The following is a 26001-nucleotide window of genomic DNA, read 5'->3' on the forward strand; positions in this document are numbered from 1 at the left end:
TTGGCCGAACTGTCCCCGTACGACGGGCAATGGGTATTCAATCGCTCTCATGACCACCGTCGAGTCGCACGAGGCCTCGGCCGAGCCTGCCTCGGCGCCGGCGACCCCGCCCGGACGCACGGCGCCGCGGCTTCGCTCCCTCACTGACGTCCTCGCCGAGACCGACGAGAAGATGCGCACCGGCCGCGCGGCCGGTGCGCGGGTGTGGCCCACGGGTTTCGACAGCCTGGACGTCGCGCTGACGGGTGGTTTCCGTTCGGGGGAGCTCATCCTGCTCGGCGGCCCCCAGGGCCTGGGCAAGACCGCGATGGCACTGCAGATGCTGCGCAACGCGGTCTCCGCCAACCGCTCGGCGGTGTTCTTCTCCTACGAGCACGACGCCCACAGCGTGCTCGAGCGCCTGCTGGCCATCGAGGCAGGAGCCATCGCCGGCTCGGACGGCATCAGCCTGACCAAGATCCGACAGCGCTTCGAGGCCCGCCACAGCAACGCCCACTCCATGAGCGAGCGCTTCGCGAACGCACCCGGTGGGGCCGAGGCCGTCGCTGCCCTCGAGCGGTACGGCGAGCACCTGCACGTGCACACCTCCAGCGGCCTGCACACCACGCTGGACGAGATCCGCACCGCGATCGAGCAGGTGGTGAGCCAGGAGAGCCAGCCACCCCTCGTCCTCGTGGACTACCTCCAGAAGGTGCCCGTCGCGCAGTTCTCGGGCAGCGAGGAGGAGCGCGTCGCCGTCGTCGTCGAGCGGCTCAAGGACCTCGCCCTCGAGTTCCAGGTGCCGATCCTCGCGATCGTGGCGGCCGACAAGGGCAGCCTGGTCGCCGGGAAGCGGATGCGGGTCAACGACCTGCGCGGCTCGTCGGCCCTCGCGTACGAGTCCGACGTCATCCTCATCCTCAACGACAAGTACGACGTCGTCGCCAAGCACCACCTCGTCTACCACCTCGAGAACGCCGAGCGCTTCCGCCAGTGGGTGATCATGTCCATCGAGAAGAACCGCAGCGGTGTCGACCACGTCTCGCTGGAGTTCCGCAAGCGGTTCGAGCAGGGCCGCTTCGAGCCCGAGGGCCGGCTCGTCGAGGAGCAGCTCATCGAGGAGCGCGTCTTCCGCGACTGACGGGTCGTCCGCCGCCGTCGGGGCTAGCGTGGTGGGGGTGACCCCGACCCATCGCCGCGCCGTCCACGGCGTCGTCGCTGCCGTCACGCTTGCGGCCGTGCTGTGGCAGCTCGTCCTCATCGTCAACGGCGAGGCGGTCCTCGACGAGACTGCCGCGAAGCCGCTGGGCACCCGGCTCGTGGAGTTCATCTCCTACTTCACGGTGCTGTCCAACCTCCTCGTGGCCTACGTGTCACTCACGCTGGCCCGCGACCCGGACCACGACGGCACCTTCTGGCGGGTGGTGCGCCTGGCCACGATCGAGGGCATCACCGTGACCGGCCTGGTGCACTGGTTCTTCCTGCGCCCGATCCTCGACCTGCACGGCGCGAGCTACGTCGTCGACAAGCTGCTGCACGTGGTGGTGCCGATCCTCGCGCTCGTGGCGTGGGCGGTCGCCGGACCACGCGGCCAGGCCGTGCGGTCCGCCGTGCTGCCCTCGCTCGGCTGGCCGCTCCTGTGGGGGCTCTACACCCTCGTGCGGGGGGTGGTCGCCGACTGGTGGCCCTACCCGTTCATGAACGTCGACACGCTCGGCTGGGGTCGGGTGCTGCTCAACCTCGCGGCCATCGCCGTGCTCTTCGCCGTGGTCGGCCTCGGTTTCGTCGCCGCGGACCGGGCGCTGGCGCGGCGCCGGCAGTCCGACGGGTGAGCCCCTCGGCGCGGGCTGCGACAATGCAGGGGTGACCTCTCCGCGCTCCGTCGCCATCCTCGGCTCCACCGGATCCATCGGGACCCAGGCGCTCGACGTGGTCTCGCGCAACTCCGACCGGTTCCGCGTCACCGCGCTGTCGGCCGGGTCCAACATCGACCTCGTCGCCGAGCAGGCGGTCGCCTTCGACGTCGACCTCGTCGCGGTCGCCGGCGGCACCGCCGAGCAGGTCGCCGAGGCGATCGCCGCGTATGCCGCGCGAGCCGGCCGCGCGGCATACCGGCCCCAGATCGTGGTCGGGGACGAGGCCGCGGTGACCGCGGCCGGGTCCGGTGCCGACGTCGTCCTCAACGGGATCACCGGCGCGATCGGGCTGCGGCCCACGCTGGCGGCGCTGGCACAGGGGTCGGTCCTGGCCCTGGCCAACAAGGAGTCCCTCATCGTCGGCGGCCCGCTGGTCAAGGCCGCGGCGAAGCCGGGGCAGATCGTGCCCGTGGACTCCGAGCACTCCGCGATCGCGCAGAGCCTGCGGGGAGGGCGCGCCGAGGAGGTCCGGCGCCTCGTCGTCACGGCCAGCGGTGGGCCGTTCCGGGGGCGCTCGCGGGAGTCCCTGCGTGAGGTCACGCCCGACCAGGCGCTGGCCCACCCGAACTTCTCCATGGGGCGGGTCATCACGACGAACTCGGCCACCTTGGTCAACAAGGGGCTCGAGGTGATCGAGGCGCACCTGCTGTTCGGCATCCCCTTCGACCGCATCGACGTCGTGGTCCACCCCCAGCAGCTGATCCACTCCATGGTGGAGTTCGTCGACGGCTCGACCATCGCCCAGGCGGGACCGCCGCGGATGCTCGTGCCGATCGCCCTCGGCCTGTCCTGGCCCGAACGCCTCGCCGACGTCGACGTGCCGGTCGACTGGACCAGGGCGCAGACCTGGGAGTTCGAGCCGCTGGACGACGAGGCGTTCCCGGCCGTGCGGCTCGCCCGACAGGTCGGCGAGGCGGCGGGCACCTACCCCGCGGTCTACAACGCGGCCAACGAGGTGGCGGTCGACGCGTTCCACGAGGGGCGGATCGGGTTCCTCGACATCGTCGACACCATCGACCGGGTGGTCGCTGACCACGCTGACCACGCGAACGCGCTCCACGGGGGGATCGAATCAGCGACACTGTCCGTTGAGGACGTGTTGCGCGCCGACAGGTGGGCGCGCGAGCAGGCCCGCACCGTGCTGGGGCTGCCCCACGCACACCAGACCGACGAACCACTGACCGACGCCGAGGGGGCGCTCCACCGATGACCGTGCTGCTGTTCGTGCTCGGAGTGCTCTTCGTGGTGCTCGGGGTGGGGCTGTCCATCGGCCTGCACGAGATCGGCCACCTCGTCCCCGCCAAGAAGTTCGGCGTCAAGGTGACCCAGTACATGGTCGGCTTCGGCCCGACGTTGTGGTCACGCAAGCGCGGCGAGACCGAGTACGGCATCAAGGCGATCCCGCTCGGCGGCTACATCCGGATGATCGGGATGTTCCCGCCGCGGCCCGGGGACAAGCCGGGGACCCTGCGGGTGTCGAGCACCGGCCGTTTCTCGCAGCTCGCCGACGAGGCCCGCCAGCTCAGCCTCGAGGAGGTCCAGCCGGGCGACGAGGAGCGGGTGTTCTACAAGCTCCCGGTGCACCAGAAGGTCATCGTCATGCTCGGCGGCCCGACGATGAACTTCCTCATCGCCGTGGTGCTGCTCACCGGGGTGCTCACGACGTACGGCGTCGCGACCCTCCAGGACGGTGCCCGCGTCGCGAGCGTGTCCGAGTGCGTCGTGCCCGCCCAGGAGGCCGCGACCAAGACCACGTGTGCCGCCAGCGACCCCAGGACCCCTGCCTACTCCGCCGGGATCCGCCCCGGTGACGAGATCGTGTCGGTCGGCGGGCAGCCGATCAGGACGACGGCCGACGTCGGCAAGCTCATCCGTCCGCGCGTGGGCCAGTCGGTGCCGATCGTCGTCAAGCGCGACGGGGTCGAGCAGACGCTGACCGCCACCCCCATCAAGAACTCCGTCCAGCAGGTCGGCCCGGACGGCACGCCGCTCGTCGACGCCGACGGCCAGCCGATCACGCAGGAGACCGGGTTCCTCGGGGTCTCCTCCGAGGGGATCGTCGGCTACGAGGCGCAGCCCCTGTCCGCCGTCCCCGGGGTCGTGGGGGACCAGCTGCTGGCCACCGCCGGCGTGGTCCTCAAGATCCCGCAGAAGATGGTCGGTGTCGTGCAGGCCGCGTTCGGTTCCGGGGCACGCGACCCCAACGGGCCCGTGTCGGTCGTCGGCGTGGGCCGCATGGCGGGCGAGGCCACCTCGGGCAAGATCCCGTGGATCGGTGGGGAGAACGGCATGAACCCGTTCGTCTTCCTGCTCATGCTGATGGCCTCGCTCAACCTCGCGCTGTTCGTCTTCAACCTCATCCCGCTGCTGCCGCTGGACGGTGGCCACGTCGCGGGAGCGCTGTGGGAGGGCACGAAGCGTGGGGTCGCCAGGCTGCGCCACCGCCCGGACCCCGGTCACGTCGACGTCGCCAAGGCCCTGCCCGTGGCGTATGCCGTGTCCTCGGTGCTCATCGTCATGTCGGTCCTGCTCATCTACGCCGACCTGGTGAAGCCGATCAGCCTCGGCGGCTAGGAGCGAGGGGCGCCGACGAGGTCGCGGTACTCCTGCTCGAGGTCCTCGGCCCGTTGCCGGGCCTGCGTGCTGCGCTCCGCGACCACGCCGAGCAGCCGCCCGGTCTCGGTCAGTGCGACGGCGACGGCGTGCGACGAGTCCTTGATGCGGGAGCGCACCATGAGGTCGCTGATGACGTTGTCGAACCAGATGTCCATGCCGCGCAGCAGGTCCGACACCTCGGGCCCCGCGGGACCCTCGAGGTCGACGTCGGCGAGCTCCCGGCTGAACCTCGCCAGGGCCTCCCCGGCCGTGCGGATGAACGCAGCGGCCTGGTCGAGCCGGTCGTGCTTGACCACGGAGCTGATCAGCCCGCCGCCCAGGAAGGTGTCGTAGGTCGACCACGTGTCGGCGCTGTCGAGCAGCCCCGCCGCGCGGTCGAGGTCGGCGCGTGCCTGCGCACCCGCGGCAGCCGCCTCGTCGAGCTCCTTCAGCTGTGCCGCCAGCACGCCGCGACGGGCGGCGAGGTCCGACAGCCGGGCTGCCGTCACGGGGTCGGCGGACAGGGCGGCCTCCTTGGCGGCCACGGCCCGCGCCATCAGGGCCTTGGGGGAGGGCGCGCCGTCGAGGTCTGCGCGGCAGGAGGCCTCGTCCTGGCGTGCCCGGGCCAGCGCACGCTCGGCGTCGGCGACGGCATACTGCGCCGCCTGGGCCTCGGCCCGCTCGCGGTCGAGGTCCGCGTCACGGTTGCCGCGCAACGCGGAGGCGATGCGCGCCAGCGAGTAGGACTCGAGCCTCGCGACGTCCTGCTCCTCCTGCGCCAGCCCAGCGCGTCGGCTCGACACCAGCTCGGTCAGCCGGGCCACCTCGCGCTCGAGCGAGCCGAGCCGCGCCGTCGCGGTGGCGTGCTCGTGGGCGGCGCGAGCCGCCTCGGCGATCGCCTCGTCGGCGCGGCGCACGTCGTCCCCATGTCCCCCGGTGACCCCCATGGTCGGGGATCAAACCACAGGTGGGCGATACTTGGGCCATGACTGTTGGACTCGGTATGCCGGCACTGCCCCCGCCCGTCCTCGCGCCGCGGCGCAAGACGCGCAAGATCAAGGTCGGCAAGGTCGAGGTCGGCGGTGACGCGCCCATCTCCGTGCAGTCGATGTGCACGACCCCGACGACGGACATCAACGCGACGCTGCAGCAGATCGCCGAGCTCACCGCGTCCGGCTGCGACATCGTGCGCGTGGCCTGCCCCAGCCAGGACGACGCGGACGCCCTGCCTGCGATCGCCCGCAAGTCCCAGATCCCGGTGATCGCCGACATCCACTTCCAGCCGAAGTACGTCTTCGCCGCGATCGACGCCGGCTGCGCCGCGGTCCGGGTGAACCCCGGCAACATCCGCAAGTTCGACGACCAGGTCAAGCAGATCGCCGCGGCCGCCAAGGACGCGGGCGTCTCGATCCGCATCGGGGTCAACGCCGGATCGCTCGACCCGCGCCTGCTCGAGAAGTACGGCAAGGCCACCGCCGAGGCGCTCGTCGAGTCGGCCGTCTGGGAGGCGTCGCTCTTCGAGGAGCACGACTTCCACGACTTCAAGATCTCGGTGAAGCACAACGACCCGGTCGTCATGGTCAAGGCCTACGAGATGCTGTCCGAGCGGGGCGACTGGCCGCTGCACCTCGGCGTCACGGAGGCGGGCCCGGCGTTCCAGGGCACGATCAAGTCGGCGACCGCGTTCGGGGCGCTCCTGTCCAAGGGCATCGGCGACACCATCCGGGTCTCCCTGTCGGCTCCTCCCGTCGAGGAGGTCAAGGTCGGCAACCAGATCCTCCAGTCGCTCAACCTCAAGCCCCGCAAGCTCGAGATCGTCTCGTGCCCGTCGTGCGGCCGGGCCCAGGTGGACGTCTACAAGCTCGCCGACGAGGTCACGGCCGGCCTCGAGGGCATGACCGTGCCGCTGCGCGTGGCCGTCATGGGCTGTGTCGTCAACGGCCCCGGTGAGGCCCGCGAGGCCGACCTCGGCGTCGCCTCCGGCAACGGCAAGGGCCAGATCTTCGTCAAGGGTGAGGTCGTCAAGACCGTGCCCGAGAGCCAGATCGTGGAGACCCTCATCGAGGAGGCCATGCGCATCGCCGAGGAGATGGGCGAGCCCGTCGACGAGGCCAGTGCCGGGGCCCCCAGCGTCACCGTCGGCTGACCTGTCCAGCCCCGTCCCACATCGTGGGCGAAGAGTCACCCCGGTTATCACCCGAAGTTATGGGTGGGATAACTTTCTGATGTGTTCACGTTGAGCGGCCGCACGGCACCGGTCCCCGGTGTCCGCCCGGCCCGTCGGGCCTGTCCCTAGCCGCACCCGTATGGCGCCTGCCCGGCGCCCGCGTGCGGCCCGCCCCCTCGTCAACGTCCTTCCGACACACCAGCACCGCGCGGGTTCCGTCATGCCCGCGCCCGGGTCAGCGCCGACCCTGCCCAGCCCTCACGACCCTAGGAACCGATCACCATGTCCGTGCGCCGTCGCGCCCTCGTCCTCGCCACCTCCGCAGCGCTCGCTCTCTCCCTCGCCGCGTGCGGTGGGGGCAGCAGCAGCTCCGCCGAGTCCAACCCCTACAAGCTCCAGCAGCCCGGCACGCTGCGCGTCGGCACGCTGACCGACGCCCCGCCGAACGTCTTCCTCAAGGACGGCAAGTTCACCGGGTTCGACAACGACCTCCTCTCGGCCGTGGCCGCCAAGCTCGGCCTCAAGGTCCAGTTCGTCGGCACCGAGTTCAGCTCGCTGCTCGCCCAGGTCAAGACCGGCAAGTACGACCTCGGGTCGTCCTCGATCAGCATCACCGAGGCGCGCAAGAAGACCGTGGCGTTCTCCAACAAGTACGACTTCGGCTTCCTCGGGCTCGACGTCCCGAAGGGCTCGCCGATCACGTCGTTCGACCAGCTGTCCGGCAAGCGGGTCGTCGTCGTGCAGGGCACCGTCCAGGACGACTTCGCCACGCGCGAGAACCTCGACCCCGTGCGGGTGCCCGACTACAACGCCGCCCTCAACCAGCTCAAGGCGGGTACGGCCGACGCGTGGGTGACCCCCGCGGAGATCGGCGAGAAGACGGCCACCGACTCCGGTGGCAAGGTGCTCGCCGTCGCCAAGCAGCTCGACCCGGGTGGCACGGCGTTCGCCGTGAACCAGCAGAACGACGCCCTGCGCAAGGCCGTCGACAAGGCCCTCGACGAGGTCATCGCCGACGGCACCTGGGCCAAGCTGCAGAAGCAGTACTACCCCAGCCGCGAGATCCCGGCCGACTTCACGCCGGGCAGCGGCTCGGTCGCCATCGGCGCTGCCCGGTAACGAGCACCACCACCACCACCACCGAGAGGAGGGCCAGGGATGGATGTCCTGAGCACCCTGTGGCAGACGTTCTTCGACGTCGACGCCATGCGCACTGCCCTGCCCGAGCTGATCAAGGTCGGACTGCCCAACACCCTGATCCTGGCCCTCACCTCGGCGGTCATCGGGACCGTCGTCGGCATGGTCCTGGCCGTCGCCGGCCTGTCCGGCAGCCGTTGGCTGCGCTGGCCGGCGCGGGTCTACACCGACGTCTTCCGCGGCCTCCCCGCCGCGGTGACGATCCTGCTGATCGGCGTCGGCCTGTCGCCGGTCGGGCTGCAGATCTGGGGCCCGAACCCGTACCCGCTCGGCATCCTCGCGCTCTCGCTCATCGCCAGCGCCTACATCGGTGAGATCTTCCGCTCCGGCATCCAGAGCGTCGACGCAGGACAGCTCGAGGCCGCCCGCGCGCTCGGCTTCTCACGCCCGAGCGGCATGCGGCTGGTGGTCATCCCGCAGGGGATCCGGCGGGTGCTGCCCGCCCTGGTCAACCAGTTCATCGCGCTGATCAAGGAGTCGTCGCTCGTCTACTTCCTCGGGCTGCTCGCCAGCCAGCGCGACCTGTTCCGGATCGGCCAGGACGCCGCCGCCAACACCGGCAACGAGTCGGCGCTCCTGCTGGCCGGGTTGTTCTACCTGCTCATCACGGTGCCGCTCACCCACGTCGTCAACGCCATCGACCGCCGGCTGCGCGACGGCCGTCGCGCCGACGGCGCGGAGCGCGTCGAGGACGAACCCACCGACCCGGCCGCCCCGTCCCTCGCCCTCGCCCAGGAAGGCCACCGATGAGCACCACCGCCGCACCGCCCACGGCCACCACCGGGGTGTCGGTCGCCACGCGCGACGTCCACCTGTCGTTCGGCACCAACCACGTCCTGCGTGGCGTCACCCTCGCGGTTCCTGCGGCCTCGACGACCTGTGTCATCGGGCCGTCGGGATCCGGCAAGTCGACGCTGCTGCGCGTCGTGAACAGGTTGCTGGAACCCGACTCCGGTGACGTCCTCCTCGAGGACCGCAGCGTGCTCGCCGACGACCCCGACCAGCTGAGGCAACGGGTGGGCATGGTGTTCCAGCACTTCAACCTGTTCCCGCACAAGACGGTCCGCGACAACATCACCCTGGGGCTCACCCGCCTCCGCGGCCTCTCGAAGGACGAGGCGGTCGAGCAGGCGTTCGCCCAGCTCGACCGGGTCGGACTGCGGCACAAGGCCGACGTCCGGCCCGGGACCCTGTCGGGAGGCCAGCAGCAGCGCGTCGCCATCGCCAGGGCGCTCGCGATGCAGCCCCAGGTGATGCTCTTCGACGAGGCCACCTCGGCCCTCGACCCAGAGCTGGTCAAGGGGGTCCTCGCGACCATGGCCGACCTCGCCTCCGGGGGCATGACGATGCTCGTCGTGACGCACGAGATGGGGTTCGCCCGTTCGGTGGCGGACCAGGTGCTGTTCATGGACCGGGGTGTCGTCGTCGAGTCGGGTTCGCCCGACACGGTGTTCGAGGACGCCCGCAGCGACCGGCTCCGACGGTTCCTCTCCCAGGTGCTGTGAGCCGTCCTGCCCGCGTCGTCGGTCGATAGCGGCGCGCAGACGTCACGCACGGCCTAGGCTGACTGCGTGCTGCGCACCCGGAACCCGGTCCACGCCCTGACGGCGGCGGACCGCGACGACGCCCTCGAGGTGTGCGCCCGCAACCTCCCGGCCAACGTCTTCGTCGCCGCCCGCCTGCTCGAAGGGGTGCTGACGACGCAGCCGGGAACCGTCCTCGGGCACCGCGTCGACGGACGCCTGCAGTCGCTGTGCTGGTCCAGCGCCAACCTCGTCCCCGTCGAGGCCGACGAGGCCGACATCGCCTTCTTCGCCGACCGGGTCCGTCGCTGGCGACGGCACTGCGCGTCGATCCTCGGCCCGGCCGACCAGGTGGCCGAGCTGTGGCGCCACCTCGCCCCTGCGTGGGGTCCCGCGCGCGCGGTGCGTGCCGACCAGCCCCTCATGAGCGCGATGGACCTGCCGTCGTCCCTCGGGGTCGACCTCGACCCGCGCGTGCGCCCCGCGACGACCGACGAGGTCGACCTCGTGATGCCGGCCGCGGCGCACATGTTCGAGGGGGAGATCGGCTACCCGCCCTACTCGGGGTCCGGCGCGGCATACCGGACTGCGCTTCTGGCCCTCATCGACCGGGGCCACACCTTCGTCGTCGTCGAGGACGGTGCCGTCATCTTCAAGGCCGACGTCGGGTCGGTGGCCCTCGGGTGCGCCCAGCTGCAGGGCGTGTGGCTGGCACCGCACCTGCGCGGGCAGGGGCTGGCCGTGCCGCTCATGGCGTCCGTCGTCGAGCAGGTGATGGCCACGCGGGCCAAGTGGGTCACGTTGTACGTCAACGACTTCAACACCAGCGCGCGTGCGACCTACACGAAGGTCGGCTTCGAGGACGTCGGTTCGTTCTCGACCGTCCTGCTCTGATGCAGAAGGACGCGCCCCGGGAGGACGACCCGGCCGCGGGCAACGCCCTGCTGTGGCTCACCGGCTCCGTGCTCGCCTTCGGCCTGTTCGTCGCGCTCGTGCCCGGGGTGCAGCCCGAGGGGCGCACCTGGCTCTGGGTCGGCCTCGTGCTGGTCGCCCTCGGTGGGGTCACCTTCGCCCTGGCGCTGCGGGCCCGGCTGCGGTACCTCGCCGCGCACCGGGTGGCCGAGCCGGACAGGATGGACCCATGACCTCCCTGCGCGCCGTTCGCGACACCACCCCGCCCCTGAGCAAGGATGTCGCCGGGCTGGCGGCGCTGTTCCTCACGTCGGGGGTGACCCACCTGACCAAGCCGGAGGTGTTCGAGCCGCTCGTGCCGAACTCGCTCCCGCGACGACGCGAGCTGGTCTACGCGTCCGGTGTCGCCGAGCTCGTCTGTGCCGCCGGCCTGCTCCACCCGCGGACCCGTCGCCTCGCCGGCTGGGGGAGCGCCGCCCTGCTGGTGGCGATCCTGCCGGGCAACGTCCAGATGAGCGTCAACCACGGCAAGCGCGCCCAGCGCCGGCAGACCACCGGGGCCAGGGCGATGTTCGCCGGCACCGTGGCGCGGCTGCCGCTCCAGCTCCCGCTGATCCGCACCGCCCTCCGGGCCGCCGGCCGCTGACGAGGCGTGCCGGTCAGTACAGGCCGGTCGAGTACTGCTCGCCGTAGTACCTCTCGAGCTCCTCGACCGAGTCCTCCGGTCGTTCCAGGGCCTTGGCGATCTCCGGCCGGGAGCCGACGGCCATCGGGTCCCAGGTCGCCGGGTGCCACAGCTTGCTGCGCATGAACGCCTTGGCGCAGTGGAAGAAGACCTCCTCCACGTCGAGGACGAGTGCCAGCACGGGGCGGTGGCCCTTGACCTCCATGTCGTCGAACCACGGGGCGTCGGAGACCAGCCGGGCGCGGCCGTTGACACGCAGCGTGTCACCGCGGCCGGGGACGAGGAAGATCAGGCCGGCGTGCGGGTTCTCCAGGACGTTGAGGTATCCGTCGACCCGCTTGTTGCCCTTTCGCTCGGGGACGGCGAGCGTCGTGTCGTCGAGGACCTTGACGAACCCCGCCGGGTCGCCCTTCGGCGAGGAGTCGCACCGTCCCCGGGCGTCCGAGGTCGACACGACGCAGAACGGTGACGCGGCGATCCAGTCCCGGTCGAGCTCGTGCAGCGACGTCCTGACCTTGTCCCGCACCCGGGGGAGCGGGTCGCCGACGAGCTCCCGCAGCTGGTCGGCGGTCTCGATCCGGTGGTCGTCCACGGTGGCGTCGGAGCTCATGCCGCCAGTGTGCCAGCGCCGTCCGGACCCGTGCGGCCCTCCGCCGGCACAACTGGGGTGAGCCCGCGGCACACGCACCGATATCCTCTGGTGGTTGTCCACCACCTGAGGAGTCCGAAGTGGCACTGCGCATGTCGACCCTGTTCCTGCGAACCCTTCGCGAGGACCCGGCCGATGCCGAGGTGCCGAGCCACCGGCTGCTCGTCCGGGCCGGCTACATCCGCCGCGTCAGCCCCGGCATCTACACCTGGCTGCCGCTCGGCCTGAAGGTCCTGCGCAAGGTCGAGAAGATCGTCCGCGAGGAGATGGACGCGATCGGCTCCCAGGAGCTGCTCTTCCCCGCCCTGCTGCCCAAGGAGCCCTTCGAGGCGTCCGGGCGCTGGACCGAGTACGGCGACAACATCTTCCGCCTCCAGGACCGCAAGGGTGCCGACTACCTGCTCGGCCCGACGCACGAGGAGATGTTCACCCTCACGGTGAAGGACCTCTACTCGTCCTACAAGGACCTGCCCCTGTCGATCTACCAGATCCAGACGAAGTACCGCGACGAGGCGCGTCCGCGCGCCGGCATCCTGCGCGGCCGCGAGTTCATCATGAAGGACTCCTACTCGTTCGACATCGACGTGGCCGGGCTCGACAAGAGCTACCAGCTGCACCGTGACGCATACGTCCGCATCTTCAACCGGCTCGGCTTCCACTACGTCATCGTCCAGGCGATGGCCGGCGCCATGGGCGGGTCCAAGAGCGAGGAGTTCCTCGCCACCGCGGAGAACGGCGAGGACACCTACGTCCACTGCCGCAACTGCGGGTATGCCGCGAACGTCGAGGCCGTGCAGGTGCCCGTCCCCGACGCGTTGCCCTACGACGACGCGCCTGCCGCGCACGCCGAGGACACCCCCGACACCCCGACCATCGAGACCCTGGTCGACCACCTCAACGCGGCCTTCCCCCGGGAGGACCGTCCTTGGGCCGCGAGCGACACCCTGAAGAACGTCCTCGTCGTGCTCGTGCACCCCGACGGCACCCGCGAGCCCCTCGCCATCGGGGTGCCCGGCGACCGCGAGATCGACGAGAAGCGCCTGGGCGCCCAGGTCGAGCCCGCCGAGGTGGAGGCGTTCGAGGAGAAGGACTTCGCGGCCAACCCCGCCCTCGCCAAGGGCTACATCGGGCCGGGCGCCCTCGGCTCCGAGTCGTCGTCGAGGATCCGCTACCTGCTCGACCCCCGCGTCGTCGAGGGCACCCGCTGGGTGACCGGTGCCGACGTCCCCGGCAAGCACGTCATCGACCTCGTCGCCGGCCGCGACTTCACCGCCGACGGCACGATCGAGGCGGCCGACGTCCGCCCCGGCGACGCCTGCCCCTCGTGCGGCCACGACCTCGAGTCGGCCCGCGGCATCGAGATGGGCCACATCTTCCAGCTCGGCACGAAGTACGCCGAGGCCCTCGACCTCAAGGTGCTGGACCAGAACGGCAAGCTCCAGACGGTCATCATGGGTTCCTACGGCGTCGGGGTCTCGCGGGCGGTGGCCTGCGTCGCGGAGGGCAACCACGACGAGCTCGGCCTGCGCTGGCCGCGCGAGATCGCCCCCGCCGACGTCCACCTGGTCGCCGCGGGCAAGGACATGAACCGCGACCCCGAGGTCTTCACGAAGTCCGAGGAGCTCGTCCGCGAGCTCGAGGCCGCGGGCCTGACGGTGCTGTTCGACGACCGGCAGAAGGTCAGCCCCGGCGTGCGGTTCAAGGACTCCGAGCTCATCGGCATCCCGACCATCGTGGTCGTCGGCAAGTCGCTCGAGAACGGCATCGTCGAGGTCAAGGACCGCGCCACCGGGGAGCGCACCGAGGTCCCGGTCGACGGCGTCGTCGCAGCGGTCCTGGCCGCGGTGAACGGCTCGGCCGGCTGATGGGGGCTGTGCCCCTGCAGGCGGTCATCTTCGACTGGGGCGGCACGTTGACGCCCTGGCACGATGTCGACCTGCCGAAGCAGTGGCGGGTCTTCGCGCGCGAGGTCCACGGCCTGCCCGTCGAGGATCCCGACATGCCGGCCGACGACCTTGCCGAGGCCGACTCGCTCGCGATGCGGATCCACGCCGCCGAGGAGCGCGCGTGGTCCCGGGGACGCGAGAGCCACGAGAGCGCGTCGATCGAGCAGATCCTCGCGGACGCGGGGGTGGACGCCGAGCACGACCGGCACCACCTGGCGCTGGCGGCATACCGGAGGTTCTGGGAGCCGCACACCCACACGGACCCACAGGTCCGCCCGCTCTGGGAGGGGCTGCACGACCGCGGGCTCAAGGTGGGCGTGCTGTCCAACACGATCTGGACGCGGGCCTACCACCGCGAGGTGTTCCAGCGCGACGGCGTCCTGGACCTCGTCGACGGTGACGTGTACTCCTCCGAGATCCACGTCGTGAAGCCGCACCCCGAGGCGTTCCTCGCCGCCTGCGCCGCGGTCGGTGTCGAGCCGCAGGCAGCGGTCTACGTCGGCGACCGGCCGTACGAGGACGTGCACGGCCCCCAGCAGGTCGGCATGCGCGCGATCTGGGTGCCGCACAGCGACATCCCGGAGAGCCAGCGGGTCACGGTCGACGTCACGCCCGACGCCGAGGCCTACGAGCTGCTCGACATCCTGGACATCGTCGACGGCTGGCTGGGTCGGTAGGTGCCCGACCTCGACCTGACCACGGTCCTGCTGATGGCCCTGGCGGGGTTCGGCGCGGGGTGGGTCGACGCCGTGGTGGGCGGCGGTGGGCTCGTGCAGCTCCCGGCCCTGCTCCTCGGCTTCCCGTCGGCGACCCCGGCGCAGCTGCTGGCGACCAACAAGATCGCCGGGATCTTCGGCACCACCACGAGCTCGATCACCTACTGGCGCAGGGTCCGTCCCGACCTGCGCACGGCCCTGCCCATGGCAGCGGTCGCGTACGTCGGGGCGGTCGGCGGGGCGCTCCTCGGGCTGCACATCCCCAAGGCGGCGTTCAACCCGGTCATCCTGGTCATGCTCGTGGTCGTCGGTGCCTACACCGTCGCCAAACCGCGCCTCGGGCACGAGACGGCGCTGCGGTTCGACGGCCACCGCCACACCGTGGTCGCGATGCTCACCGGTTTCGTCATCGGCGTCTACGACGGCGCGCTGGGGCCGGGCACCGGGTCGTTCCTCGTCTTCGCCCTCGTCGGCCTGATGGGGTACGCGTTCCTCGAGGCCAGCGCCAAGGCCAAGATCGCCAACTTCGCCACCAACCTCGGGGCGCTGACGGTCTTCGTCCCCGGCGGGCACGTCATGTGGACCATCGGTGCCGTCATGGCGGTCGCCAACATCGTCGGGGGGTACGTCGGGGCCAGGACCGCCGTCGCCCGGGGGAGTAGGTTCGTGCGCGTGGTCTTCGTCGTCGTCCTCGTCGCGTTCATCGTCCGGATCGGCGGCTCGGTGCTGGGGGTGTGGGCATGACGGCCGCGGGACCGGTGCTGCGCCCGGACCCCCGGCTGCTCGACCGCTGCGCCGTCCTCGTGGAGGCCGCCACCCTCGAGGGACGCCGACGGGTCCTGGGCATCAGCGGGGCGCCCGGCGCGGGCAAGACCACGCTCGTCCTCGCTGTGCTCGCTGCTGCCGCGGCTGACCCTCGCCTTGCGGGACGTGTCGCCCACGTGCCGATGGACGGCTACCACCTGCCCAACGCGGAGCTGGACCGCCTGGGGCGCCGGCACCGCAAGGGCGCCCCGGACACCTTCGACGTGGAGGCGTATGCCGCGACCCTCACCACCGCCCGGGCCACCCCGCGAGCGGCGCTGTGGGCCCCGAGCTTCGACCACGGTGTCGGCGAACCGGAGCCCGACTCGATCGAGGTCCCCGTGGGCGCCGACCTCGTCCTCACCGAGGGCAACTACCTGCTGCTGCCCGACGGTGGCTGGCCGACGGTCCGCGCCGAGCTCGACGAGGTGTGGTTCTGCGACCTGGCGGCCGAGCAGCGGCGGGCCCGCCTGGTCGACCGGCACGTCCTCACCGGGCGTGAGGTCGACGACGCCGAGGCGTGGGTCGACCGGTCCGACGAGGCCAACGCCCGGCTCGTCGTCACCGGGCGCGACCGGGCCGACGTGGTCGTCGTCGACGGCCTCGTGGTCGACTGACCGCACCCGCCCCGTCCGCGCCCTCCCGTCGCGCGCTCCGGTCGTTGAGTGGTCCGGCGGGCCAGGACCGGTCGGACCACTCAAGGACTGCGGGATCAGACGGAGCGGCCGGCGAACGCGGCCAATCGCTCGTACGGGCCGGCGTCCTCCGGGGCGTCCTGCTCGGGCCGGAAGGCCTGGCCCCGGGCTTCTGGCGTGAGGGCCTGCGACATCGTCGCGTACCCGGCCTCGGCCACCCCGGCGTCGAGCTCACCGCTGTCCTTGCCCAGGGCGGTCGCCAGGTCCCAGGCGTGCACGGCCAGCTCGGCGGTCTGGAATCCCGCTCCACCCTCGGCGTCGGGGTTCTCGTCCCAGGCGGCGCGGAGGTCGTCGGCGTGCGTGCGGAAGGTGTCGGCCCAGTCGTCGGGCAGCTCGCTCCCGGCGGACCAGTCCGGCTTGCCGCCGCGCACCGAGGTCGCGAAGTTGGCCGGTCCCTGGACGACGTGGCCGAGCAGCTCGCGCACGGTCCAGTCGGAGCAGGGCGTCGGCCGGTCGAGGTCGGCAGGTTGCACCGACTCCACGAGGGTGCCGAGCTGGGTGAGGCCACGGTCCAGGGTCGAGAGGTCGTCTCGTGAGGTGTCCATCCCGCCACGCAACCACTCCAACTCCGTCCAGACAAGACCTTTCGGGCAGGTCGGGAAAGCCAAACCGACGTCACGGGCTGTCCACAGCAAACTCCTAGACTTCGGCCGCACAGTTCTCCTGTGACCACGATCGACGTGCCGGCCCCCATGGCGCCCGCCCCCTCCCCGGCCGCCCCGGCGGCATACCGGAGCCGTGCGGTCCGGACCGTCCCGCGCTGGTGGCGCGACGCCTCGGCGGCCGCCTTCTGGCTCGTGCTGCTGTGGGTGACCGCGCTCTGGGTCGCCAACGGCGGCATCCAGGACCTCGGTTCGGTCGCGGGGGCCCTCACCAGCACCGGCCGACTCACCGGACTCATCGCCTCGGCGCTGCTGCTCGTGCAGGTCTTCCTCATGGCACGGGTGCCGTGGTTCGAGCAGGCGTGGGGCCAGGACGAGCTCGCGAGGACGCACCGGCTGGTCGGGTTCACGTCGTTCAACCTGCTGTGGGCGCACATCGTGCTCATCACCCTCGGCTACGCCGCCGGGACCCCCACGGGGATCTGGGGGACGCTCGTCGACCTGGTGCTGCACTACCCGGGCATGCTCCTGGCCACGGCCGGCACCATCGCGCTGTGCATGGTCGTCGTGACCTCGGTGCGCAGGGCCCGGCGCCGGCTGCGCTACGAGTCGTGGCACCTCATCCACCTCTACGGCTACCTCGGCGCGGGCCTCGCCCTGCCGCACCAGCTGTGGACCGGGCGGGAGTTCCTGGCCTCCACCGCCTCGACGGTCTTCTGGTGGACCCTGTATGCCGTGTGCGCGGCGGCCGTCCTCGGCTACCGGATCGGCGTGCCCGCCTGGCGCTCGCTGCGGGCCCCGCTGCGGGTCGACTCGGTCGTCGACGAGGGGCCGGGGGTCACCTCCGTGGTCGTCACCGGCCGCGGCGTCGAGAAGCTCGACGTGGAGCCCGGGCAGTTCCTCCAGTGGCGCTTCCTCGACGGTCCGGGCTGGAGCCGCGCCCACCCCTACTCCCTGTCCGCGGCCCCCGACGGCCGGTCCCTGAGGATCACGGCGGCCGAGGTCGGCGACGGCACCGCCCGCCTGGCCACGATGGCGCCCGGCACCCGGGTGCTCATCGAGGGACCGTACGGGCGCCTGCACCCGGGGGTGCGCACCCGCCGCAAGGTCCTGCTCATGGGCGCGGGGATCGGCATCACCCCGATCCGCGCCCTGCTCGAGGGTCTCGAGCAGGACCCCGGCGACGTCGTCGTCGTGCACCGGGCCCACAGCCGTGACCAGTTCGTCTTCGCCGCCGAGCTGTTCGAGCTGGCTCGCGAGAAGGGTGCTCGGTACGTCACCGTCGAGGGCGCTCGCGTCCTGGGTCGAGACTCCTGGCTGCCGGCCTCCGCGGCCCACCTCAGCGACGCGCAGGCACTGAGCCAGCTCGTCCCGGACGTGGCGGAGCGCGACATCTTCCTCTGCGGCGCACCGAAGTGGATGGACGCGGCTCGCAACGCCGCCCTCGACTGCGGTGTCCCGTCCGACCACATCCACCTCGAGCTGTTCGAGTACTAGGAGACCTGAAGTGCGACGCATCACCCTGTGGAGCCTGTCCACCCTCACCACGCTGGTCCTGCTGTTCAGCTACCACACGTCGACCTCCAGCAAGGGCTCGACGGTGGGAGCCCCCGTCATCGCCCAGGCGGCCACGCCGGCAGCCGTCCCCACCCCGGAGACGACGACCTCGACCGACGGCGGCGACTCGACCTCCTCCGGGTCCTCCGGCACCGCGTCGGACACCCCGAGCGACACCTCGACCCCGAGCTCCTCCAGCTCGTCGTCCTCGCCGACCGGCTCGTCGTCCAGCTCGTCGTCCTCGGCCGCGAAGACGTACGCCGGTGACGCGGTCAGCACGCGGTACGGCGACGTCCAGGTCCAGATCACCGTGAAGGGCGGCAAGATCACGGCCTCTGCCGTGCTGCAGGTCCCGTGGAACGACCACCGCGACCAGGAGATCAACTCCTACGCCGTGCCGATCCTCAACCGGGAGGCCGTCGCGTCCCAGAGCTCGACCATCGACGTGGTGTCCGGTGCGACCTACACCTCCGACGGCTACATCCAGTCGCTGCAGTCCGCCATCGACCAGGCCCACCTGTGAGCGCCCCGACGTTGGAGCGGCCCGGCGGCGCCACCGGGGCGACCTCGGAGCCGCCCACGCGGTCGGGCTCGGACGCCGCGCTCCCTCGCCGGGCGTTCGTCACCCAGGTCATGGGCCTGTCGGTGTCGGCGCACGTGCGGGGGAGGGTCGACACGCCCGAGGTCGAGGCGGCGGTCGGCCAGGTGTGGTCGACCCTGCAGAAGGTCGACGCCCTGTTCAGCACCTGGCGTGCCGACAGCGAGCTGATGCGCCTGCGCCGTGGCGAGCTCGACGGTGCCCTGGCGCACCCGTGGCACGAGGAGGTCGCGCTCCTGTGTGCTGAGGCGCAGCGCCGGACCGCGGGCCTGTTCACGGCGTCCTACCCCGGCGCCGGGGGCTACGACCCGACCGGCCTCGTCAAGGGGTGGGCGGTGGAGAAGGCGGCTGCGCACCTGGCCAACGTGCCCGGGATCTCGTTCTGCCTCAACGCCGGTGGCGACCTGGTCGCGGGCGCGGGCCGGGACACCAGGCCGTCCACCTGGCGCGTCGGCATCGAGGACCCTGCGCGGCCGGGCACCGTGGCCGCCACCCTGGACCTGGACACGGGTGGACTGGCCACCTCGGGCACGGCGGCCCGCGGGGCGCACATCGCCGACCCGCGTTCGGGCGGAGCCGTCGAGCGCACGGGTTCGGCGACCGTGTGGGGTCCGAGCCTGCTGTGGGCCGACGTCTGGGCCACGGCCCTGTTCGTCGACCCCGTGGCGGGGCGCGAGGCGCTGGCCGTGAACGACCCGCAGTACCGAACGTTCGTCCTCTGAGCGCGGGCGTGGTCCGGCGACCCCTCTGGCACAGTGGTCCGCGTGCAGGTCTGGTACGCGAGCTACGGCAGCAACCTCGCCCGCGACCGGTTCCTCTGCTACCTGCAGGGGGGTCGGCCACCCGGTGCGACGCGGACCTACCCGGGCGCTCGCGACACGACCGCCCCGGCGGACGACCGTCCGATGACCCTTCCCGGGGAGGTGTTCTTCGCCTGGGAGTCGCCCACCTGGGGTGGAGGCATCGCCTTCTACGACGCGACCGCGACCGGGACGGCGCTCGCCCGGGCGTACCTCCTGACCGAGCAGCAGTTCGCCGACGTCGCCGCCCAGGAGATGCACCGCGAGCCGGGGGAGGACCTCGACCTCACGACCGTGCTGGACGAGTCACGTCACGACCTGGGTCCCGGCCGCTACGAGTCCCTTCACCTCGTCGGGGAGCTCGACGGCCACCCCGTCCTGACGTTCACCACGCCGGATCCTGTTTCGCTGCAACGCAACACGCCCACCCGGCCATACGTCGAGATGATCGCCCGTGGCCTGCGGGAGAGCCACGGCCTCGGTGCGCACGCCATCACGGACTACCTCACGGCGCGCCCCGGCGCCGAGCTGGGCTGGGACGCGGCGCAGCTCCTGGCGGTGGTCAGCGCAGCGCTGCGGTGAGGGCGTCGACGTCCGTCACCGGCGCGTCGCAGACGAACCCGCGACAGACGTAGGCCGCCGAGCGGCCACCGACGAGGGGCCGCTCGGCAAGCAGCGGTATCCCGTCGGCGTCTGGCTGACCAGCGACGGTCACGAGGCCGGGCGACGTGGACCGGCGCACCGTCGCCGCCAGGGCTGCCGCGTCCGGGCCGCTGCCGACGACGGCCACCTGGAGCGGTCCGGCCAGGGATGCCTCGGCGACGGCGAGGGCCCAGCCGCCGAAGCGGGGGTCGCGGGCCGCGAGCTGCCCGGACGCCCCGAGCGCAGCCTCGGCACGTTCACGCATCCCGCTGTCACCGACGAGGGCTGAGCAGGTCAGCAGGGCACCCGCGAGGGCGGACTGCCCTGACGGCTCGGCGTTGTCGGCGGCGCTGCGCGGGCGGGTGAACAACGCCTCCGCGTCGTCGGCCGTGTCGTGGAAGCCGCCGTCCTCGGCGGTGAAACGTTCGGTCGCCGTCCGCAGCAACGTCCGGGCGACCTCGAGCCACCGGGCGCGCCCGGTCGCCTGGTGCAGCGCGAGCAGGCCCTCGGCGAGGTTGCCGTAGTCGTCGGCGACACCGGCCGCGCCCCCGACCACGCCGTCCCGGGAGGCTCGGCGCAGTCGCCCCTCCACGACGTGGGTTCCCACGACGAACTCGGCGCAGACCTCGGCCGCGGCCAGCATCGCCGGTTCGTCGAGCAGGGCACCGGCGTCGGCCAGGGCCGCGATGGCCAGGCCGTTCCATGACGTGACCACCTTGTCGTCGCGAGCCGGCTGCGGTCGCCGGTCGCGCGCCTCGAGCAGGCGAGCGCGCGCTGCCGCCCACCAGGACGCGTCGTCGGGGTCGGTCAACAGCTGCAGCGTGGACGAGCCGTGCTCGAACGTGCCCCGGGCCGTGACGGACAGCAGCGCCGCAGCCCGGGTCCCGTCCTCGTGGCCCAGCACCTCGACGAGCTGGGCAGGGGTCCACGCGTACGTCAGCCCCTCCACCCCGTCGGTGTCGGCATCCAGCGCCGACGCGAACCCGCCCTGCTCCGTGCGGAGGTCGCGCAGCAGGAACTCCGCGGTCTCCACGACGACCCGGCGGGCGAGGGCGTCACCGGTGCTGCGGAACAGGTGCGTGTAGACCCGAAGCAGCTGGGCGTTGTCGTAGAGCATCTTCTCGAAGTGGGGGACCACCCACCGGGCGTCCACGGAGTAGCGCGCGAAGCCGCCTCCGAGCTGGTCGTACATCCCGCCGCGGGCCATCGCGTGACAGGTGCGGGAGGCCATGGCGAAGGCATCGTCGTCGCCGGTCCGGGCATGGTTGCGCAGCAGGAACTCCAGCACCATCGACGGCGGGAACTTCGGTGCGCCACCGAAACCTGCTGCGCCGTGGTCGAACTGGCCCCGCAGGGTGTCGACGGCGGCGTCGAGGACGTCGGCACCGAGAGCGTGCGGCGTCGTGGGGGCGGAGAGACCGCGCAGGGTCTCGGCGATGTGGCTCCCGCTCTCGAGGACCCTGGCACGTTGGTCGGTCCAGGCCGCCGTGGCGCCCGCGAGCAGCTGCAGGAACTGCGGCCTCGGGAAGTAGGTCCCGGCGAAGAAGGGGTCGCCGTCCGGTGTGAGCAGGCACGTCATCGGCCATCCGCCCTGGCCCGTCAGGGCGGTCGTCGCGGCCATGTAGACGGCGTCGATGTCAGGGCGTTCCTCACGGTCGACCTTGATGGCGACGTAGTCGGCGTTGACCACCCGGGCCACGTCCTCGTCCTCGAACGACTCGTGGGCCATCACGTGGCACCAGTGGCAGGCGGCATACCCGACCGAGAGCAGGACCGGCACGTCGCGGCGACGGGCCTCGGCGAAGGCGTCCGGACCCCACTCCTGCCAGTCGACGGGGTTGTCCTGGTGCTGGAGGAGGTACGGGGAGGTCGAGTTCGCGAGGCGGTTGGCCATGCCCACCACCGTATGCGGCGCGGCCGGGCGGGGTACGAGCGTCCCCCCCTACGGCGGACGAGCCCGGTGGTGTTGCGTGTGCACGCAGTTCCGCCGGATCGGGGCCGGGGAGTGCACTTGGAGTTCTACGATCCGCCCGGACGACACAGAGGACGGTGGGGATCTCATGGTGCATCTCGGGAGTGGCAGGTACGTCGGCGCGTTCGTCGCCGCACTGGCAACGGTGGGAGGGGTCGTGGTCGCCGCGCCTGCAGAGGCGGGCGTCACGTCCGGTCACGTGCCGCAGGCACCGTCGATCACGAGCAGGCCGTGGCCGCACGGTGCCAGGATCTCGTTCGGCTCCTCGCCCGACATCGGCGAGATCACCGGGTACGAGATCGTCGCCGAGCCGGGTCACCACGTGAAGGAGCTCACGGGGGTCAACATCTACACCGGGATCATCGACGGGCTCGATGCAGGGAGGACGTACACGGTCTCCGTCCGAGCCCTGAGCGCTGCCGGACCGGGCCCGGCAGCGACGTTCACCACCACCCCGCTGCTGACCGCCTCGGTCATCGGGGTGGGTGACCTCAGCAAGGACGGCCACGGCGACCTCGTCGCCTTCGACCGGACCATCGAGCACACCCGGGCCTACTGGGGGAATGGCAGGGGCGGCATCTCGGGCGGGGGACACCCTGTCGCGGACGTCGTCCCGGCGAGCCGCGTCCTCCCCGCTGGCGACATGAACGGCGACGGGCGGCCCGACCTCCTGACCGACAACGGTGGACGGCTCACCCTCTACCTCGGCGGGTACCAGGGCTTCCTCACCGACCCCATCCTCGTCGGGAAGGGCTGGGGCGGCATGCGGTTCATCACGGGTGGCGGTGACTTCTCGGGCGACGGCCGCTCCGACGTCCTCGCCGTCAACGCGAAGGGCGAGCTCAACCTCTATGCCGGGAACGGTCACGGCAAGGTCGCCGCCGGACGCCGGATCGGGACCGGCTGGGGGAGCTTCGTGGGCATGTTCGCCACCGCTGACTTCAACGGCGACCGCACCCGGGACGTGCTGGCCGTCGACCGTTCCGGTGCGCTGTGGCTGTACCCCGGCAACGGCAGAGGCGGCTTCCGCGGTGCCCGAACGAAGGTCGGCACCGGCTGGGCCGGTCTGGCCATGGTGGGACCTGTCGGCGACTTCACCGGCGACGGTCGGGCCGACCTCCTCGGCGTCACGAACGACGGGACGCTGCGGGTCTACGCCGGCGACGGCAGGGGCCACGTGCGTTCGCCGAAGGTCGTCGGGACGGGGTGGCGGCGCTACTTCTGAGCCGAACCAGCCTGCTGGGCCAGCCACTGGTCGCGGCTGATCCGGTAGAGGACGTGGCGGCGGGTCGGGTCACCCTCGGGGATCAGGGGGTGGTCGAAGTCCGCGGACTCGTCCCGCGCCATACCGATCTTGCGCATGACGGACTGGGAGCGGTCGTTGGCGGGGATGGTCATGGCGACCACCTCGCGGAGGCCCAGCGGGCCGAACGCGTGGGCGAGGGCCGCGCGCGCACCCTCCGGGGCGTAGCCACGACCCCACGACGACCGCGCGAGGCGCCAGCCGATCTCGACGCACGGGGTAAAGTGCTCCTCGAACCGCGGGATCGACAACCCCACGAAGCCGATGAACTCCCCGGTCTCCGCCACCTCCGTCGCCCACAGGCCCCATCCGTGCTGCGTCAGGGCTGCTTCGATGCGGTCCGCCATCGCGTCGCTCGCCGCCCGCGTGAGGTGCTCGGGGAAGTGCTCCATGACGGCCGGGTCGTCGTTGAGCGCGGCGAACGGTGCGCGGTCCTCGGCGCGCCACTCGCGCAGGACGAGGCGGTCGGTGTGCAGCTCGGTGGGTGTGGTGGCAGTCGTGGTCGGGTCGGCCATGGGCCCCACCGTATGACGCGTGCGTCACTCACGTGGGCAGCGCGGCCGCGCGCGTGACACGGTGAGTCCATGCATGACGTCGTGGTGGTGGGTGCGGGACTGGCCGGGCTGGCCTGCGCGGTCTCGCTTGAAGAACGAGGGCTCGACGTCCTCGTGCTCGAAGCGGCCGAGGAGGTCGGTGGGCGGGTCCGGACCGAGGTCGTGGACGGCCACCTGTGCGACGTCGGGTTCCAGCTGCTCAACCCGGCGTACCCGGTCGTGCGGCGGCTCGTGGACGTGGACGCCCTGGCCCTGCAGCCGTTCGGCGCCGGGGTCGAGGTGCGGCACCCTCGCGGTGACGGTCGGAGCGTGACCGCCCTGCTGGCCGACCCTCGCCGTGAACCCCGGGCCCTGCCCAGGACCCTCGCGTCGGGCCTGTTGACACCGCGCGAGCTCACCGCCCTGGCCCGGTGGGCGGCGCCGTCGCTCGGACCGGTCCGCCGGCTCCTCGACGGTCCGGACGCCTCGCTCGCGGCGTCGCTGGACTCGGCGGGGGTGCACGGGCCGCTGCGCCGCGAGGTGCTCGAACCGTTCCTCGCGGGGGTGCTCGGCGACGACCGGGGGGTGACGTCCGCGACCTTCGTGCGGCTGCTGCTGCGGTCGTTCCTGCTCGGGACCCCCGGGCTCCCCGGGGACGGGATGCGCGCGCTGCCCGCCCAGCTGGCGGCGCGGCTGCGGCGCCCGGTCAGGCTGGGAACCCGGGCCACGCTCGGCGCCGGGACGGTCGTCCTCACGAGCGACGGAGAGGTCCCGGCGAGGGCCGTCGTCGTCGCGACCGACGTGGTGGCGGCGGCCGACCTCGGTGTGGTCGAGGTCGCCCCCACGAACGCGTTGCGCACCTGGTGGTTCTCCACGACCGACCCTGCGCCGACCAGCCGTTGGTTGCGCGTCGACGGCGCCAGGGGTCCGATCGTCAACACGGCCGTCGTCTCCGACGCGGCGCCGTCCTACGCGCCACCGGGTCGGCGGCTCGTCCAGGCGACCACGCTGGGGGCCGCACCGGACGACGTGACCCTGGTCCGGCGCGAGCTGGGGCGGCTCTGGTCGACCTCCGCCGAACGATGGGACCTGTTGGTACGAAACGATGTCCGCGCTGCGCTGCCGTGCGTGCCGCCGCCCCTCGTGGTGCGCCGGCCGGTGGCCCTGGGTGGGGGACGGTTCGTCGCGGGGGACCACCGCGACACCTCGTCGATCCAGGGGGCCCTGGTGTCCGGTCGTCGCGCGGCACGGGCCGTCGCGGCCCACCTCGGCGTTGATCCCGGGGCGTCGTCATGAGCGGCGGACCGGTCCTGGACCCGCAGGGGCCGCCCTTGCCGACGACCCAGATCATGAGCCAGTGGTGGCGCGACATCGCCTTCGTCCACTGGCCGGTGGAGCCGGCGCTGCTCGCCCCGCTGCTGCCCAGGGGCGTGCGCCCCGACGTCTTCGACGGGTCGGCCTGGGTAGGGCTGATCCCGTTCCGGATGGTGGATGCGGGGGTGCTGCGTGGCGGTCCGGTGCCGTGGCTCGGGACGTTCCCCGAGACGAACGTGCGGGTGTACTCCGTCGACGACGCCGGGCGCCACGGGGTCGTGTTCCTGTCGCTCGAGGCGTCCCGGCTGCTCGTCGTCCTCGGGGCCCGACTCGGGTTCAACGTGCCGTACCAGTGGGCCTCCATGCGGGTGCGCGACGACATGGACGCGGCGGGCGCCCGGGTGCTGACGTACACGACGCGTCGGGCGACACGCGCCACTCCCGGCACCCGCGGGCAGGTAGGGCGGGCGGGACGACCCCGCGCGCGGATCAGCATCCGCGTGGGGGAGCCCGTCGCCGAACCCGCTCCGCTCGACCTCTTCCTCACGGCGAGGTTCGGGCTGCACACGGCGGTGGCCGGCCGGTCGCTCTGGGTCCCCAACACGCACGGGCCCTGGCCGTTGCGGTCGGCCGAGGTGCTCGAGCTCGACGACGACCTCGTGGCGGCTGCCGGCCTGGGGACGTTCGCACGCACGACGCCACCGGCCAGCGTGCTGTTCTCCGAAGGTGTCCGCACGACCTTCGGTTTCCCGCAACGCCTCTGACACGAATGGACCCCGTGGCGACGGGGTCCATTCGTGTCAGATCGGTCGACGATGGCCCTGTTCCGGGCCGGGCGAGGGCGATTCGTGACGGATTCAGCGAGGACCGCCCTGCTCGCCCGAGCGACCCGCCCT

General features: G+C 72.0%; 27 protein-coding genes. 22 read left to right on the forward strand and 5 right to left on the reverse strand.

What is annotated here, in order from left to right:
* The first annotated feature begins 49 nt into the window (after positions 1–49).
* From ACYVKF_RS05565 to ACYVKF_RS05580, 4 genes are read left to right on the forward strand one after another with little or no spacing between them, the layout of a single operon-like run.
* Positions 50–1120 carry a DnaB-like helicase C-terminal domain-containing protein gene (locus ACYVKF_RS05565; protein WP_056918186.1) on the forward strand — a complete coding sequence of 357 codons (1071 nt, stop codon included), beginning with the start codon at positions 50–52 and terminating at the stop codon, positions 1118–1120.
* 37 nt (positions 1121–1157) lie between these two features.
* A complete protein-coding gene (locus ACYVKF_RS05570; RefSeq protein ID WP_460965402.1) occupies positions 1158–1811 on the forward strand; it encodes a Pr6Pr family membrane protein in 654 nt (217 codons plus the stop codon).
* 31 nt (positions 1812–1842) lie between these two features.
* Complete coding sequence (gene dxr, locus ACYVKF_RS05575) at positions 1843–3105, forward strand: 1-deoxy-D-xylulose-5-phosphate reductoisomerase (protein ID WP_460965404.1); 1263 nt, start codon at positions 1843–1845, stop codon at positions 3103–3105.
* Positions 3102–4469 carry a M50 family metallopeptidase gene (locus ACYVKF_RS05580; protein ID WP_460965406.1) on the forward strand — a complete coding sequence of 456 codons (1368 nt, stop codon included), beginning with the start codon at positions 3102–3104 and terminating at the stop codon, positions 4467–4469. Before dxr ends, ACYVKF_RS05580 begins: the two co-directional genes overlap by 4 nt.
* Here ACYVKF_RS05580 and ACYVKF_RS05585 read toward each other — a convergent pair.
* Positions 4466–5407 carry a hypothetical protein gene (locus tag ACYVKF_RS05585; RefSeq protein ID WP_460965408.1) on the reverse strand — a complete coding sequence of 314 codons (942 nt, stop codon included), beginning with the start codon at positions 5405–5407 and terminating at the stop codon, positions 4466–4468. The two genes, ACYVKF_RS05580 and ACYVKF_RS05585, sit on opposite strands and share 4 nt — an antisense overlap.
* 68 nt (positions 5408–5475) lie before the next feature.
* On the opposite strand from ACYVKF_RS05585, the gene ispG reads away from it, so the two are divergent.
* The 7 genes from ispG to ACYVKF_RS05620 all read left to right on the forward strand — a co-directional run bounded on the left by ispG (position 5476) and on the right by ACYVKF_RS05620 (position 10935).
* Positions 5476–6636, forward strand: coding sequence for a flavodoxin-dependent (E)-4-hydroxy-3-methylbut-2-enyl-diphosphate synthase (ispG, locus tag ACYVKF_RS05590; RefSeq protein ID WP_056915097.1), 1161 nt, complete (start codon positions 5476–5478; stop codon positions 6634–6636).
* 303 nt (positions 6637–6939) lie between these two features.
* The gene (locus tag ACYVKF_RS05595; RefSeq protein WP_056915096.1) at positions 6940–7776 is read left to right on the forward strand and encodes an ABC transporter substrate-binding protein; all 837 of its coding nucleotides are present in this window, start codon (positions 6940–6942) and stop codon (positions 7774–7776) included.
* Positions 7777–7815: 39 nt separating this feature from the next.
* Entirely contained in the window at positions 7816–8604 is a 789-nt protein-coding gene (locus tag ACYVKF_RS05600; RefSeq protein WP_056915095.1) for an amino acid ABC transporter permease, read from the forward strand.
* Positions 8601–9359 carry an amino acid ABC transporter ATP-binding protein gene (locus ACYVKF_RS05605; RefSeq protein WP_460965412.1) on the forward strand — a complete coding sequence of 253 codons (759 nt, stop codon included), beginning with the start codon at positions 8601–8603 and terminating at the stop codon, positions 9357–9359. The genes ACYVKF_RS05600 and ACYVKF_RS05605 overlap by 4 nt, the downstream gene beginning before the upstream one ends.
* 66 nt (positions 9360–9425) lie before the next feature.
* Positions 9426–10271, forward strand: a complete 846-nt coding sequence (locus ACYVKF_RS05610) for a GNAT family N-acetyltransferase (protein WP_056915093.1) — start codon at positions 9426–9428, stop codon at positions 10269–10271.
* The gene (locus ACYVKF_RS05615) at positions 10271–10522 is read left to right on the forward strand and encodes a hypothetical protein (RefSeq protein ID WP_460965414.1); all 252 of its coding nucleotides are present in this window, start codon (positions 10271–10273) and stop codon (positions 10520–10522) included. Before ACYVKF_RS05610 ends, ACYVKF_RS05615 begins: the two co-directional genes overlap by 1 nt.
* Entirely contained in the window at positions 10519–10935 is a 417-nt protein-coding gene (locus ACYVKF_RS05620) for a DoxX family protein (RefSeq protein ID WP_056915091.1), read from the forward strand. Before ACYVKF_RS05615 ends, ACYVKF_RS05620 begins: the two co-directional genes overlap by 4 nt.
* Positions 10936–10948: 13 nt before the next feature.
* Here the strand turns inward: ACYVKF_RS05620 and ACYVKF_RS05625 are convergent, their stop codons facing one another.
* Positions 10949–11584: a pyridoxamine 5'-phosphate oxidase family protein gene (locus ACYVKF_RS05625; RefSeq protein ID WP_460965416.1), complete on the reverse strand. Its 636-nt coding sequence runs from the start codon at positions 11582–11584 to the stop codon at positions 10949–10951.
* 119 nt (positions 11585–11703) lie between these two features.
* On the opposite strand from ACYVKF_RS05625, the gene ACYVKF_RS05630 reads away from it, so the two are divergent.
* Genes ACYVKF_RS05630 through ACYVKF_RS05645 form a run of 4 tightly spaced genes read left to right on the forward strand, consistent with a single transcriptional unit; the run spans position 11704 to position 15706 of the window.
* Positions 11704–13488, forward strand: coding sequence for a proline--tRNA ligase (locus tag ACYVKF_RS05630; protein ID WP_056918180.1), 1785 nt, complete (start codon positions 11704–11706; stop codon positions 13486–13488).
* The gene (locus ACYVKF_RS05635; RefSeq protein WP_460965418.1) at positions 13488–14246 is read left to right on the forward strand and encodes an HAD family hydrolase; all 759 of its coding nucleotides are present in this window, start codon (positions 13488–13490) and stop codon (positions 14244–14246) included. The genes ACYVKF_RS05630 and ACYVKF_RS05635 overlap by 1 nt, the downstream gene beginning before the upstream one ends.
* Positions 14247–15029: a sulfite exporter TauE/SafE family protein gene (locus tag ACYVKF_RS05640; RefSeq protein WP_056915087.1), complete on the forward strand. Its 783-nt coding sequence runs from the start codon at positions 14247–14249 to the stop codon at positions 15027–15029.
* A complete protein-coding gene (locus ACYVKF_RS05645) occupies positions 15026–15706 on the forward strand; it encodes a nucleoside/nucleotide kinase family protein (RefSeq protein WP_056915086.1) in 681 nt (226 codons plus the stop codon). Before ACYVKF_RS05640 ends, ACYVKF_RS05645 begins: the two co-directional genes overlap by 4 nt.
* Positions 15707–15801: 95 nt before the next feature.
* On the opposite strand, the gene ACYVKF_RS05650 is transcribed toward ACYVKF_RS05645, so the two are convergent.
* On the reverse strand, positions 15802–16329 hold the full coding sequence (locus ACYVKF_RS05650; RefSeq protein WP_460965421.1) for a TIGR03086 family metal-binding protein: 528 nt from the start codon (positions 16327–16329) through the stop codon (positions 15802–15804).
* A 120-nt stretch (positions 16330–16449) separates the two neighbouring features.
* On the opposite strand from ACYVKF_RS05650, the gene ACYVKF_RS05655 reads away from it, so the two are divergent.
* Genes ACYVKF_RS05655 through ACYVKF_RS05670 form a run of 4 tightly spaced genes read left to right on the forward strand, consistent with a single transcriptional unit; the run spans position 16450 to position 19923 of the window.
* Positions 16450–17883: a ferredoxin reductase family protein gene (locus tag ACYVKF_RS05655; protein WP_460965423.1), complete on the forward strand. Its 1434-nt coding sequence runs from the start codon at positions 16450–16452 to the stop codon at positions 17881–17883.
* A gap of 10 nt (positions 17884–17893) precedes the next feature.
* Positions 17894–18466: an FMN-binding protein gene (locus ACYVKF_RS05660; RefSeq protein ID WP_460965425.1), complete on the forward strand. Its 573-nt coding sequence runs from the start codon at positions 17894–17896 to the stop codon at positions 18464–18466.
* Entirely contained in the window at positions 18463–19263 is an 801-nt protein-coding gene (locus ACYVKF_RS05665; protein ID WP_460965427.1) for an FAD:protein FMN transferase, read from the forward strand. Before ACYVKF_RS05660 ends, ACYVKF_RS05665 begins: the two co-directional genes overlap by 4 nt.
* Positions 19264–19305: 42 nt before the next feature.
* Positions 19306–19923 carry a histone deacetylase gene (locus ACYVKF_RS05670; RefSeq protein ID WP_460965429.1) on the forward strand — a complete coding sequence of 206 codons (618 nt, stop codon included), beginning with the start codon at positions 19306–19308 and terminating at the stop codon, positions 19921–19923.
* On the opposite strand, the gene ACYVKF_RS05675 is transcribed toward ACYVKF_RS05670, so the two are convergent.
* On the reverse strand, positions 19904–21877 hold the full coding sequence (locus tag ACYVKF_RS05675; RefSeq protein ID WP_460965431.1) for a thioredoxin domain-containing protein: 1974 nt from the start codon (positions 21875–21877) through the stop codon (positions 19904–19906). The genes ACYVKF_RS05670 and ACYVKF_RS05675 overlap by 20 nt on opposite strands.
* Before the next feature lie 166 nt (positions 21878–22043).
* Between ACYVKF_RS05675 and ACYVKF_RS05680 the strand changes: the two genes are divergently transcribed.
* A complete protein-coding gene (locus ACYVKF_RS05680; RefSeq protein WP_460965433.1) occupies positions 22044–23180 on the forward strand; it encodes an FG-GAP-like repeat-containing protein in 1137 nt (378 codons plus the stop codon).
* Here the strand turns inward: ACYVKF_RS05680 and ACYVKF_RS05685 are convergent.
* A complete protein-coding gene (locus ACYVKF_RS05685; RefSeq protein WP_460965435.1) occupies positions 23171–23773 on the reverse strand; it encodes a GNAT family N-acetyltransferase in 603 nt (200 codons plus the stop codon). The two genes, ACYVKF_RS05680 and ACYVKF_RS05685, sit on opposite strands and share 10 nt — an antisense overlap.
* A gap of 69 nt (positions 23774–23842) precedes the next feature.
* Between ACYVKF_RS05685 and ACYVKF_RS05690 the strand changes: the two genes are divergently transcribed.
* Both ACYVKF_RS05690 and ACYVKF_RS05695 read left to right on the forward strand, forming a co-directional pair.
* Complete coding sequence (locus ACYVKF_RS05690; RefSeq protein WP_460965437.1) at positions 23843–25087, forward strand: FAD-dependent oxidoreductase; 1245 nt, start codon at positions 23843–23845, stop codon at positions 25085–25087.
* Positions 25084–25869, forward strand: coding sequence for a YqjF family protein (locus ACYVKF_RS05695; protein ID WP_460965439.1), 786 nt, complete (start codon positions 25084–25086; stop codon positions 25867–25869). The genes ACYVKF_RS05690 and ACYVKF_RS05695 overlap by 4 nt, the downstream gene beginning before the upstream one ends.
* The last annotated feature ends 132 nt before the right edge of the window (positions 25870–26001 follow it).

This window comes from Pedococcus soli (genome assembly GCF_054782575.1).